This is a genomic window from Cupriavidus pauculus, from assembly GCF_003854935.1.
GTDB lineage: Bacteria > Pseudomonadota > Gammaproteobacteria > Burkholderiales > Burkholderiaceae > Cupriavidus > Cupriavidus pauculus_C.
Map to the genome: position 1 here is coordinate 887662 of NZ_CP033970.1, position 12844 is coordinate 900505.

Annotated in this window: 12 protein-coding genes; 8 read left to right on the top strand and 4 right to left on the bottom strand. The window is 70.3% G+C overall.

Annotated elements, in window-relative coordinates; genetic code table 11:
• Position 1: 1 nt before the first annotated feature.
• Positions 2–757, top strand: a complete 756-nt coding sequence (locus EHF44_RS22010; protein ID WP_124685825.1) for a phosphoribosyltransferase — start codon at positions 2–4, stop codon at positions 755–757.
• Here EHF44_RS22010 and EHF44_RS22015 read toward each other — a convergent pair.
• The 4 genes from EHF44_RS22015 to EHF44_RS22030 form a co-directional block, all read right to left on the bottom strand.
• Complete coding sequence (locus EHF44_RS22015) at positions 732–1256, bottom strand: 3-isopropylmalate dehydratase (RefSeq protein ID WP_124685826.1); 525 nt, start codon at positions 1254–1256, stop codon at positions 732–734. The genes EHF44_RS22010 and EHF44_RS22015 overlap by 26 nt on opposite strands.
• Positions 1253–2572 (bottom strand): 3-isopropylmalate dehydratase large subunit, encoded by a 1320-nt coding sequence (locus EHF44_RS22020; RefSeq protein WP_124685827.1) that lies wholly within the window; start codon positions 2570–2572, stop codon positions 1253–1255. The genes EHF44_RS22015 and EHF44_RS22020 overlap by 4 nt, the downstream gene beginning before the upstream one ends.
• Positions 2569–3585 (bottom strand): tripartite tricarboxylate transporter substrate binding protein, encoded by a 1017-nt coding sequence (locus tag EHF44_RS22025; protein ID WP_124685828.1) that lies wholly within the window; start codon positions 3583–3585, stop codon positions 2569–2571. Before EHF44_RS22025 ends, EHF44_RS22020 begins: the two co-directional genes overlap by 4 nt.
• Before the next feature lie 104 nt (positions 3586–3689).
• Positions 3690–4472 (bottom strand): GntR family transcriptional regulator, encoded by a 783-nt coding sequence (locus tag EHF44_RS22030; RefSeq protein WP_124685829.1) that lies wholly within the window; start codon positions 4470–4472, stop codon positions 3690–3692.
• 688 nt (positions 4473–5160) lie between these two features.
• Between EHF44_RS22030 and EHF44_RS28565 the strand changes: the two genes are divergently transcribed.
• The 7 genes from EHF44_RS28565 (at position 5161) to EHF44_RS22075 (ending at position 12831) form a co-directional block, all read left to right on the top strand.
• Positions 5161–6690: a hypothetical protein gene (locus EHF44_RS28565; protein ID WP_216644008.1), complete on the top strand. Its 1530-nt coding sequence runs from the start codon at positions 5161–5163 to the stop codon at positions 6688–6690.
• Between the two features lie 181 nt (positions 6691–6871).
• Positions 6872–7333, top strand: a complete 462-nt coding sequence (locus tag EHF44_RS22050) for a hypothetical protein (RefSeq protein WP_124685832.1) — start codon at positions 6872–6874, stop codon at positions 7331–7333.
• Complete coding sequence (locus EHF44_RS22055; RefSeq protein ID WP_124685833.1) at positions 7330–8028, top strand: C39 family peptidase; 699 nt, start codon at positions 7330–7332, stop codon at positions 8026–8028. The genes EHF44_RS22050 and EHF44_RS22055 overlap by 4 nt, the downstream gene beginning before the upstream one ends.
• Before the next feature lie 13 nt (positions 8029–8041).
• On the top strand, positions 8042–9193 hold the full coding sequence (locus EHF44_RS22060) for a hypothetical protein (protein WP_124685834.1): 1152 nt from the start codon (positions 8042–8044) through the stop codon (positions 9191–9193).
• A gap of 71 nt (positions 9194–9264) precedes the next feature.
• Positions 9265–10701, top strand: coding sequence for an acetate kinase (locus EHF44_RS22065; RefSeq protein WP_124685835.1), 1437 nt, complete (start codon positions 9265–9267; stop codon positions 10699–10701).
• A 165-nt stretch (positions 10702–10866) separates the two neighbouring features.
• Positions 10867–11379 (top strand): DUF1269 domain-containing protein, encoded by a 513-nt coding sequence (locus EHF44_RS22070; protein ID WP_124685836.1) that lies wholly within the window; start codon positions 10867–10869, stop codon positions 11377–11379.
• Between the two features lie 309 nt (positions 11380–11688).
• Positions 11689–12831 (top strand): ABC transporter substrate-binding protein, encoded by a 1143-nt coding sequence (locus tag EHF44_RS22075; protein WP_124685837.1) that lies wholly within the window; start codon positions 11689–11691, stop codon positions 12829–12831.
• Positions 12832–12844: the final 13 nt, after the last annotated feature.

The following is a 12844-nucleotide window of genomic DNA, read 5'->3' on the forward strand; positions in this document are numbered from 1 at the left end:
CATGAGTCTGCCGCCTTGCTTTGCCGACCGCCGGGAGGCAGGCCAGTACCTGGGCCGCCGCCTGGCCGAACTCGGCTACGCGCGCCCCGCCAGTGGCGACGCGCCGCTGGTGCTTGCCCTGCCGCGCGGCGGCGTGCCCGTGGCGCACGAGGTGGCGCTGGCCCTGCATGGCACGCTCGATATCCTGCTGGTCCGCAAGATCGGCGCGCCCGGCTATCCGGAACTGGCGCTCGGCGCGGTCGTGGAGGGCGATGCCAGCGGCCACGGGCCGCACACCGTGATCAATGAAGACCCGTGGGCGCGGCGCGCGGTGGAATCGGGCGCGTTCGACGCCGAGCGCGGCCGGCAACTGGGCGAGATCTGCCGCCGCCAGCAGCGCTACCGCCAGGGCCGCCCGGTGGTGGCCATGGCAGGCCGCTGCGTGATCGTGGTGGACGATGGCGTGGCCACCGGCGCCACCATGCGTGCCGCGCTGGACGCCGCGCGCGCGGCTGGCGCGGCCAGGATCGTGGCGGCCGTGCCCGTGGGATCGTCCGAGGGGCTCGACAAGCTGCGCGAGGTGGCCGACGAGGTCGTCTGCCTCAACACCCCCGCCAGCTTTGGCGCGGTGGGCGCGTTCTATCTGGATTTCTCGCAGACCAGCGACGACGAGGCCATGGCGCTGCTGCGCGCGGCCGCGTGCGCGTCGGTGCTGCCGCCCGTGGCCACCCGTCCGCGCGGCGAGCCTGCCTTCAGGGCTGGCCCGCTGGCCCCCTGAAGCGCGCTTTCAGGTGCGGAATCAGCCCGCCGGCGTGCAGCAGCGCGCGCAGGAAGTCCGGCACCGGATCGCACGGCACGCGCCTGCCATCGTCCAGGTGTAGCTGCGCGCCATCGAGATCGAAGGTCGCCCGCGCGCCGTCGGGCAGTGTGGCCGCCTGCGGACAGACCAGCACCGGCAGGCCGATATTGATCGCGTTGCGGTAGAACAGGCCCGCGAACGACCCGGCCAGCACCGCCGACACGCCCAGGTGCTTGAGCGCCTGCGGCGCCTGCTCGCGCGACGAACCCATGCCGAAGTTGGTGCCCGCTACCACGATATCGCCCGGCCGGACGGTCGTCGGGAACTCCGGTCGCAGGTTTTCCAGGCAATGGCGGGCCAGCGTGTCGATGCCGCCCTTCATATAGGGCGCGGGCGCCATCGCGTCGGTGTCGATGTCGTCGCCAAAGCGCCAGATGCGGCCGGCGGGGGGGTGTTCGAAGTCGGGGACGGGGGTCATGCCAGCATCGCGCGCGGGTCGGTGATCCGGCCGGTGACGGCGGTGGCCGCCACGGTATAGGGCGACGCCAGCCAGACCGCGCTGCCGGCATCGCCCATGCGGCCGGCGAAATTGCGCGCCGTGGACGCAATCGCGCGGCTGCCGGCCGGAAAGCGCGACGCGCCATAGCCGGCGCAGGCATTGCACGCGTTCGGCAGCAGTTCGGCGCCGGCATCGATCAGCACGCCGAGCGTGCCGTCCTGCGCGGCAACCTGCTGGTCGCGCACGGATGCCGGCGCCACGCGCAGCGACACGCCCGCGGCCACCTTGCGCCCGCGCAGCACGCGCGCCGCCATCCGCAGGTCTTCCAGCTTGGCGCCGGTACAGGCGCCGATGTAGGCGATGTCGATGGCCTGCCCCGCCGCCTGCGCCACGGGCGCGCTGTTGGCCGGCGAATGCGGCGCGGCCACGTGCGGGGCCAGCGCCGAGGCGTCGAAGCGGTGGGTGGCCAGCACCGGCGCATCGGCGTCGCTGCGCCACGGACGCGGGTCGATGGCCGCCAGCGTGGCCGCGTCCACCCCGGCCTGCGCCAGCCATGCCATGGTCGTCGCGTCGGGGGCGATCAGCCCGGTCTGCGCGCCCAGCTCGGTGCACATGTTCGTCAGCGTCATGCGTTCCTGCATCGGCAGCGCGACCACGGCCGGGCCGGTGAACTCGATGGCCTCGTACCGGCCGCCGCCCAGCCCCAGCGTGGCGCACAGGCACAGCATGATGTCCTTGGCGCAGACGCCGTCGGCCAGCGCGCCCTGCCAGTCGATGCGGATGGTCTGCGGCACGCGCAGCCAGATCTCGCCGGTGGCCAGCACGCCAGCCATCTCGGTGGCGCCCACGCCGAACATGTAGGCGCCGAACGCGCCGCCCGTGGGGCTGTGGCTGTCGCCGCCGACGATGAAGCGGCCCGGCAGCACAAAGCCGCGCTCGGGCAGCACGACGTGGCAGATGCCCTGCCCGTCGATGAAGTTCGGGATGCCGGCGTCGCGCACCCAGTCGCGCGTGAAGCGCAGGATCGCTTCCGCGTCGGGGTCGGCGGCCGGCAGGTAGTGGTCGGTCACCACCACGAAGCGCGCCGGGTCCCACACGCGGGCGCCCAGTTCGCGCAGCAGCGGCGCCACGCGGCGCGGCCCGCTGGAGTCGTGCGACATCGCCAGGTCGACCTTGCACATCACGATGCTGCCCGGCGTGACATGGTCCACGCCGGCCGCGCGCGCCACCAGTTTCTGGGCGAGCGTGGCGGGCAGCCGGACGGGATCGACGGCGTTGCCGCTGGACAGCGTCATTCCGGCTGGGCTCCGGAATACCGGACGACGGTGGCCCAGCGCTTGACGTCCTGTTTCACGAAGTTGGCGAACGCGTCGGGTGCCATGCCGCTGGGCTGCGCGCCGTCGGTCTCCAGCCGCTTGCGCACGGCCGGCTGCTCCAGCCCCTGGCGCGCGGCCTGGTAGAGCGTCTGGGTGATCTCGGGCGGCAGGTTGGCCGGGCCGAACAGGCCGAACCACGCGCTCGACTCGAAGCCTTTCACCGTCGCGCCAATCGGCTGCGCACCGGGGAACTGCGGCAGCGGCGCCGGGCTGGTCACGCCCAGCACCTTGAGCTTGCCGGCCTTCACGTGCTGCGCCACGTTGAGCGTGCTGGCGAACATCAGGTCCACCTGGCCGGCCAGCAGGTCGGTAATGGCCGGCGTGGTGCCCTTGTACGGGATGTTGACGATGTAGGTGCCCGTCATCATCTTGAACATGTCGCCGGCCAGATGCACCGACGACCCTACCGAGCCGATGCCGAAGTTCAGCTTGCCGGGCTGGGCCTTCGCCAGCCGGATCAGTTCGGGGATGTTGTTGGCCGGCAGCCTGGGCGTGGCCACCAGCACGCTCGGCACGTTGGCCACCAGCGTGATCGGCGTGAAATCGGCGATCGGATCGAACGGCAGCTTCTTGTACAGCGTGGCGTTGATCGTGTGGCTGGTGAAGCTCATCAGCAGCGTGGTGCCGTCGGCCGGGCTCTTGGCCACCATGTCGGCGGCGATGTTGCCGCCCGCGCCGGGCCGGTTCTCGACCACCACGGGCTGGTCAAGCGTCTGCGACATTTCCTGGGCGATGGTGCGCGCCAGCGTGTCGGTGGTGCCGCCGGCCGGGGCGCCTACCAGGATGCGGATCGGCTTGCCGCCGGCGATGGCCGCGTGCGCGGCCGGCATCGCCAGCATTGGCGCCAGGGCCAGCAGCGCCAGCACGCGGCGGCGGCGGGAATGGGCGGAGGGACGGGCAGGCTGGAACACGCCCGGGCGAACGACTGGCATGACGATGGCTCCTCGACGATGTGATCAGGAGTGCGCAGTATGGCGTGAAACGCGTCGCCCGGAAATGCCGCCTGCGTGGCAGGAAAACGTCGTGGCCGCGCGGGTCAGTCGCGCAGGCCGGTGCGGGTTTCGTTCTCGACCCAGACGTTGGCGCTGTCGCCGCCGCCCATCGGGGACAGCTCCATGCGGTATTCGTAGCGGTCGGGCCGGTACTGGCCCATCAGCAGCTGCACCGGGCGGCCGGCCTTGTCCAGCACCACGCGGCGCACCGCCAGCAGCGCGCCGCCCACGGGCACGTCGAGCAGCGGGGCCACCACCACGTCGGCCAGGCGGGCGGTCAGCACCTGCGAGGCGCGGCCCAGTTCCACGCCGGCTGCTTCCAGCAGGCGCAGCATCGGCTTGGTTTCCAGGTCGTGGCGGGCCAGCGGGCGGCCCAGGTCGGCGGGCAGGTAGGTGGTGATGTGCGACAGCGGCCGGCTGCGGTAGTGGCGCACGCGCACGATCTTGATGACGGGATCGCCTGTCTGGATCTTCAGCGCCTCGGCCACGTCGGGGGTGGCGTGCACCTCGTCGATCGAAATCACCTTGACCGACGTCTTCTCGCCCATGTCGATGATGGTGCCGAGCAGGCTCGTGGCGCGTTCCTCGCTGGCGGCGGGCTTCACCGGGTGCGGATTGACGAAGGTGCCCAGGCCGCGATGCCGGCGCACCAGGCCCTCCTGCACCAGGCGGTCGAACACGCGCCGCATGGTCACGCGCGACGCGTGGAACTGCTTGGCAAGGTCGATCTCGCCAGGCAGCGGGCCCTGACCGAAACGGCCTTCCACGATCTGCTGGCGGAGCACCACGTAAATCTGGTGATACAGGGGAACGACGGCTTCACTCATGGTTTTGCCTGGCGCATGCGCTAACAAGTCCTTGATGGGACTAATGTACGTTAAATCAGACATAGAGCCTAGCATGAAACACCCTAGTGGCGCCGACGCCGCGGTATTACGCGGCATTACCCGTTGCGCGCCGGGGCGGTGCACCGGTTCCGCAAGAAAGGCGGCCGCCGCGGATGGATTCACGCCGCGCGCCGGCGTGTCCGGCTCACCCGTACGGGTCGGTGCCCGGGCGGTCCGGCAGCGACCCGGCATGGTGCGCGCGGCCGGCACCGCCTGCGCGGCATACCGTCCACCCGGCCAGCGTTGTTTCATGGCCGTTACGGCGCGCCCGCGCGCGGGTTTGCGCGGGGGTACGTGCTAACTCCTTGAATGGAAGCCGATTTTCCGCAGGGGGTCGGCCGATGGCCGGCTACCGGTCCCAACCTATGTCACAACGGTGTGACATGTCTACTGCCAAGCACAGGCCCCGCGCCCTGCGGCAGGGCAAATGCACCAGGAAAGTTCTCCTCCGAAACGGCGCGGGCCCTTGTATTTCCAGAGCTTTTCGCCGAAAGGGGGCACGCTGGCACCGAATATGCGCAATGGGCGGCTGGTCTGGCAACCGTGCCGGACCTGAACCTCCAGCCGCTGTTCCCGAGAGCGCCGGCCGGAGGCTGAGCCGCTGCAACAAACTTCCTGGGAGCTTCGTATGAAAAAGACTTTACTCGCGTCGGCAATCGCGCTGGCCTTCGCTAGCACTGCCTGGGCGAATCCGACCAACAACAACCATGGTGAGGGTGACAACACCAATACCGCTACGGCGACTTCGACGCAAAGCGGGGCCGGCGCATCCGCCAACGAATACTCGAAGACGTACCAGGACAACAGCACCGATACCCGGACCGCCACGCTCAGCTCCACCCGCACTTCCACGCGGACCACCACCCAGACCAACACCCAGTCCCGCAACCGCACCACGCAGGAGCTGGGCGGCATGGGCAACGCGGCGGCGGCCAATGGCGGCACGGCCACGGCCAACTTCAGCAACGCGTTCAACTCCAGCCGCGCGCTGGCGGTGAGCCGGCTGAACGGCGCCGTGTCGGGCAACACCATCTCCAACATCGGCAACTACGCCACCAACAGCGGTAGCGCGGCAGGCGCCACCGGCGGCGCGGGCGGCGCGGGCACCGGCGGTACCGGGCAGGGCGGCAGCGGCGGCAACGGCGGCAACGGCGGCGCCAGCGGCAACGGCGGCTCGGGCGGCAATGGCGGCTCGGCCACCAACGGCAGCGCAACGTCGGGATCGGCCTACAACGACGGCGCATGGGCCGGCACCGGCGGACGCGGCGGCAATGCCAGCGGCGCCAGCGGTGATGGCGGCAATGGCCGCGGCGCGGGCGGCAGCGCCCTGACCGCGAGCCTGGGCGCCGGCGGACGCGGCGGCTCGGCCCTGGGTGCGGGCGGCAGTGCGGGCGCAGGCTCGCGCGGCGGCGCCGGTGGCGATGGCGGCTATGCGCGCGGCAGCGGCGGCTCCGGCCTGGGCGGCGGGCTGGGCGCTGGCCTGGGTGCCGGCGGCAGCAGCGGCTCGACCAACACGTCGAACGAGCGCGGCGCGGGTGCTGGCGGTACCGGCACTGCAACGGCAGGCGCAGGTGGCGCGGGCTCCGGCACCGGCACCGGTACCGGCATGGGTACCGGCGCGGCAGGCACCGGCACCGGCGGTGCGGGCGCGGCGGGTGGCACGGCTACGGCCACGGCATCTGGCGGCGCAGGCTCGGGCACGGGCGGCGCCGGCGGTGCGGCCACGTCGACGGCGGGTGCGGCCACGGCCGGCACCGGCACGGGCACCGGCGGTGCGGGCGGCGCGCAGAACAGCGTCGCGGGCGCTGGCGGCGGCGGCGGCTCGGCCACCAATGGCAGCTCGACCACCACGGCCTCGAATGGCAGCGCCACGGGCGCAGCCGGTGCGGTGGGCGCGGCATCGGGCCCCGGCGGTGCGGGTGGTGCCGGCGGCGTCGGCAATGGCGGCACGGGCGGTGCGGGCAATGGTGCGGTGGGTGGCGCTGGCGGTGCCGGCGGTACCAACTACGTCGATGCCGGCACGTTCAACATGTCCAACGCCATGACCAGCGTCGGTCAGTCGGCGGCGGGCATCATGATCGCCAACCAGAACAGCGGCATGGCATCGCTGGTGCAGCAAAGCGTCAATGTGCAGGCCAACATGAACGTTGGCAGGTAAGCGGCTGGCGCGCTCTGTTCCGTTCCGCACGGAGCGGGACCGGGCCGCCAGGGTTCAATCCGGCAGGGCGGGGCCGCGCGGCGCAGGTTTGCCGCGCGGGCCCGCATCGGCCGGCAGGCCTGCAGGTTCGCGGCGGTGGCGGCCCACGCCACTGCCCGGGGCGCACAAGGGGAGACGCACCATGCGATCGCTACGCCGAGCTGTCGTCACGCTGTCGACAGCCTTACTGGTCTGGCCATTTGCCCAGGCCAATGCAGGGCCGCCCGGCGCCGAGGCATCCGCCACGGCCAGCGTGGTCGCGGGCAGTGATTCCGGCGCAGCCACCGCGGTGGCGGGCGCAGCGGCCAGTGTCGCGGCGATGACGCCGGACCAGGGCCAGAAACCGAACATCTTCGGCACGGCGGCCAGGGCCGTGGCGACCCAGAAGCTGGATGACGTGCGCGGCGGCGCCGAGGTGGTGGTCAACGACATGCGCCTGCACGGCACGGTTGGCGACAACGCCGCCGTCAACACGTTCTCCGGCAGCAACATCGTGGCCGACGGCTCGTTCTCGAACGCCGCGGGGTTGCCGACGGTAATCCAGAACTCCGGCAACAACGTACTGATCCAGAACGCGACCATCCTCAACGTCCAGTTCAAATGATCATGCGCAGCCTGCTGGGAAGGGCCGTCCTGCTGGCGGCGGCGCTGGGCGGCATCGCCAGCGCCCACGCCGACACGATCCGCGTGCCCGGCGACCAGGGCAACTCGTACTACGTGCCGGTCACGAGCCTGCGCGAGGCGCGGTTCCGCACGACCATCCGGCAGCAATACGACTTCAGTTGCGGCTCGGCGGCCGTGGCCACGCTGCTGACGTACCAGTACAACTTTCCGACGACCGAGCAGACGGTGTTCGCGAACATGTACGTGAACGGCGACCAGGCCAAGATCCGGGCCGAGGGCTTCTCGCTGCTCGACATGAAGCGGTTCCTGGAGTCGCGCGGCTTCCAGGCCGACGGCTACGAGCTGCCGCTATCGAAGCTGGAGGAAGCGCAGATCCCGGCGATCGTGCTGATCGTGGAGAACGGCTACCACCATTTCGTCGTGGTGAAGGGCGTCAAGGGCAACCGTGTCCTGATTGGCGACCCGGCCCGCGGCACCCGCGCGCTGGAGCGCGACTACTTCGAACGGATCTGGGACAGCAGCCTGCTGTTCGTGATCCACAACCGGACCGACCAGGCCCGTTTCAACCAGGCGTCGGACTGGCGGGTAGCGCCGACCGGGCCATATTCCACAGGCGTGCCGCGAGACAGTCTGTTCTTCACCGTCATGCCCAAGCATGGCATCTCTGATTTTTGAGCTGAGGAACATCATGGCCCGAACCACCGATTCACCCCCGCCAAGACGCAGCGCCGGCCATGCCACGGCCGCCGTGCTGTTTGGCGCGGGGCTGGCCTGCGCGGGACACGCCCAGGCCAATACCGAGAGCCTGGCCAGCGATCCACCGGAGCCGGCCAGCCATGCCGACGTGGCGGTGGCGATGGCCGTCGACATGACGGCGCTGCCGGCCGCCGTGGAACTGCCCGCGGAGCGGCCGGCCGAGGTGGCCACCCAGGCAGAGGCCGCCGTATCGACCGTGCGGGGCGTCATGACGGCGCCCGCGCATGCGGTGCTGGGCGCGCTGCCCAAGGCCCAGCCGGCGCCGGCGCGCGTGTTGCCGGTGGACAAGGCCAGCGTGGCGAAGCACCACCCGGCGCAGGATCCGCTGGCGGCTGCCATGACGCTGGCCACGCGCGAGCCCGTCAAGCCGGTGTCCGATGCCCGCAAGCAGATGGCCGGCTGGAAGCCGGTGGCGGAGGCGCGGCTGGAGGAATCGCGCGGCGGCTTTGACGCCGGCGGCCTGCAGGTGGGCTTCGGCATCGACCGCGCCGTGTTCGTGAACGGCGCGCTGGCGGTATCCACCAGCATCACGATTCCCGATATCAGCGCGATCACGGCCGCGCAGGCGACGCAGCTGGCGCAGGCGCTGGGCCATGTCACGGTGGCGGTGAATGCCGCCAACAGTGCGGCCAACGCCGCGGTGGCGTCGGCGCAGGCCGCCGCGGCGGCGGCCCAAGGCGCGGCGGGACAGGCCGGGCAGGCCGCCACCACGGCCGCCAATGGCGCTTCGGCGGCGGCACAGGGCGCGGCGGGCACGGCCAGCAGCACGGCCAGCGCTGCGGCGGCCGGGGCGTCGGCGATTGCCGCCGGTGCATCGGGCGCGGCGCAGCAGGCCGTGGCCAGCGCCGGCACCATCGTCACCAACGGCCTGCTGACCGTGATCCAGAACGGCGCGGGCAACTCGGCAAACATGGGTGCGGTATCGAACATGCCGGGCACCGTGATCCAGAATAACCTCAACAACCAGAACATCCAGAGCCTGATGACCCTCAACGCAAGCGTGAACACCCTGGCGGCGTTCCGCTCACAGATGGCAAACACCGCGTTGAACAGCGTCATGCAAAGGTCCGCGGCACTGAGGTAAATCGCGAAAGTCGTGAACGAACAGGTGCGGGCCCTGCGGTTTGCCCGCCGTCCCCGGGGGAGGAAGACGTCATGAAGAAGCGTTCGCTGCAGGGCATCGGCTATGCCGGATGCTCGATGCTGCTGTTGGGCGGCATGGCACAGGCGCAGACATCGCCGTATGCAGGCCCGCCAGCGGCCTCGCGGCTGGAAGCGCTGCAGAAGGAACTGGCCGTCCAGGCCCGCCAGCTAGAGGAAATGCGGCGCGCGCTGGCCGAACAGCAGGCCACCATCCGCGAACTGCGCAACACGGTGAACAGCGACACGCTGTCGCACAAGCGCGGCGGGCAGGGCGCGGGCGTGACCGGCGGCAACATGGCCACCAATGCCGCCGCCGCGGGCGCGGCCGCCAGCGCCACCCAGATCAACAACACCGCGCAGCAGGGCGTGCAGGCCCAGCAGGCACCCGTGGCCGCGCCGCCGGACGCCCCGCCGCAGGCGCAGGCCGCCCAGCCGGGCGAGTCCGCCGCGGGCGTGGAGGAACCGGTGGGCCGGCCGCCCGAGCGCGAGACCCGGCCGCCCGAGATCGCGCCGATCTTCGACCAGCCCGGCGTGCTGACGCCGGCCAACAAGCTCGTGGTGGAGCCCAGCTTCCAGTACGGCTACTCGTCCAGCGACCGCGTGGCGCTGGTGGGCTACACGGTCATTCCGGCCATCCTGATCGGGCTGGTGGACGTGCGGCAGGTCAAGACGTCCACCTACATCGGCGCGATGGCGTTCCGCTACGGCATCACCAAGCGGCTGGAGATCGAAGCCAAGATCCCGTACGTGCATTCCAGCAGCGATACGGTGAGCCGCGAGGTCTTCACCGGTACCGCGTTCGACAACGTGTTCAGCTCCAGCGGCAGCGGGCTGGGCGACGTGGAGGCGACGCTGCGCTACCAACTCAACTACGGCAACGAGAAGATGCCGTTCTTCATCGGCTGGCTGCGCTACAAGTCGAACACGGGGCGCGATCCGTTCGAGGTGGTGACCGACTGCGTCACCCGCTGCGTGAGCAACACCACGGGCACCGGCCTGCCGCTGGGCATGCCCACGGGCACGGGCTTCCAGGCCATCCAGCCGGGCGTGACGTGGCTGCTGCCGACCGATCCGGCCGTGTTCTTCGGCACGTTCAGCTACCTGCACAACTTTGCGCGCGACAACATCAGCCGCACCGTGCTGAACGGCGAGAAGGAATTCCTGGGCAAGATCTCGCCCGGCGACATCTTCCAGTTCAACTTCGGCATGGGCCTGTCGCTGAACGAGCATGCGTCGTTCAGTATCGGCTACGACCAGAGCATCATCTGGCCGACCAAGCAGAACGGGCAGACCATCCCGGGGTCGGTGCGGATCACGCAGGGCACGCTGCTGGTGGGCTACTCGTACCGCTTCAACAACCGCTACACGCTGAACCTGTCGGTGGGCGCCGGGCTCACGCGCGACACGCCCGACCTGACCGTCACCGTGCGCCTGCCGATCACATTCTGAGCCGATGATGCGGCGCAACGTGACGTTGGAAATCCATGCGGTGCGGCGCGCCGCGCAGTCGGCCGTTCGGTGCCTTGCGCTGGGCCGGCGGAGAGAGTAGAACGAACGAAACCGTCCCTGACGGATGACCCATGTTCCGGGGCGGCCTGACAGAGGAGGCAAGTCATGCGCAAACGGATCTTCTGGTTGTTGCCGGACCTGGCGAGCGCCCGCCGCACCATGGACGACCTGCTGCTGGCCCGCATCGAGAACCGCCACATCCACTTCGTGGGACGCGACGGCGCCGACATGACGGGCCTGCACGAAGCCAACCTGTTCCAGACCTCGGACATCGTCCACGCGGCCGAAATGGGCCTGATGGTGGGCGGTGGCGTGGGCATCGTGGCAGGCGTGGTGGTGGCGATGTTCCCGATCGTCAGCGATACCCCGCAGTGGGGCCTGGTCGGCGTGCTGGCGGTGCTGGGCGCGGTGTTCGGCGCGTGGGCATCGAGCATGATCGGCAGCTCGGCCCCGAACAGCCGGTTGCGCGTGTTCGAGAAGGATATCGAGTCGGGCAAGCTGCTGCTGATGGTGGACGTGCCGCGCGGCCGCGTGGAGGAAATCGAGACGCTGCTGCAGAACGCCCATCCGGAAGCCCGCTTTGCCGGCCTGGACCCCGCCGTCCCGGCCTTTCCCTGAGTTGCCTGTGCCGTGGGCTCCGGCGGCCCGCGTCCCGGCCTGATCCACGCGCCCTGACCGGCGCGCCTCGGCGCATGTCCCGTCATGCGCCACGCTGCGGCCACACCCGAAACGTCAACCGGACCAGTCCGTTCGCGGTGTGCTGCCGCAGCAACAGTTCCCCCCCGTCGATTGTTCCCCGATTTGAACAATTACCCCCGTTAAGGTACTTTTCGTGAGCCGCCGCGCGGCGCATCGGCCGATGCGCCAGCGCCTGCGCGCGGGCAGCTCAAGAACACTATTAAAGCCAGCGCTACTGGAGGGGTCACAATGAGGAACGCACGATACGTCGCGTGCGGCATGCTTGCCGCCGCGCTCGGGTTTGTCACGCCCATGGCGGCACACGCCGAACCGGGCATCACCAAGTCCACCATCCGGATCGGCCAGTCGGCCGGTGTCAGCGGCCCGGTCGCGGGCTCCGTCAAGGAGCAGATCGCCGGGGCGCAGGTCTACCTGAACCACATCAACGCCAACGGCGGCGTGGCGGGGCGGCGCATCGAGTTGCTGACCTACGACGACGGCTTCGACGCCAAGCGCACGCCCGACAACGTCCGCAAGCTGATTGGCGAGGACAAGGTGTTCGCGCTGTTCATGGTGCGCGGCACGCCGCAGAACGAAAGCATCCTGCCGATCATCGGCGCCGAGAAGGTACCGCTGATCGCCCCGCTGACCGGCGCCATCACGCTGCACCGGCCCGTCAACCGCTACGTGTTCAACGTGCGCGCCAAGTACCAGGACGAGGTGGCCCGCGCGATCAACCACCTGGCCACGTCGGGCATGAGCCGCATCGCCATCTTCTACGCCAACGACGGCTTCGGCCAGGACGTGTTCGAAGGCTTCAACACCGCGCTCCAGGCGCGCGGCGTGCAGCCGGCCGGCGCGGCGTCGTTCAACCGGCCGATGGGCGACATCGCACAGGGCGTGGCCACGCTGAACAAGGCCAACCCGCAGGCGGTGATGGTGATCGGGTCGGGGTCGGAGGCGGCGCGGATCATCCGCGAGATGAAAAAGGGCGGCAGCCAGGCGCAGTTCGTCACGCTGTCGAACAACGCGGCCGATTCGTTCATCAAGGACCTGGGCGAGGACGGCAAGGGGCTGATCATCACGCAGGTGGTGCCGGGGATGAATTCGAGCCAGATGAGCATCGCCAGCGAGTACCGCGGGCTGGCCAAGGCCCAGAACCAGGAGCCCAGCAACGCGGGCATGGAAGGCTTCATGTCGGCCAAGGTGCTGGTGGAAGGGCTGCGCCGCGCCGGGCCCGAGCCCACGCGCGAGAAGCTGGTGACCGCGCTGGAAGGGCTGCGCGACTACGACCTGGGCGGCATCCTGATCAGCTACAGCCCGGCCCGCCATACCGGGTCGTCGTTCGTCGAGATGTCGATCGTCTCGTCGACCGGCAAGCTGATCCGCTGAGGCCCCGCCGCGC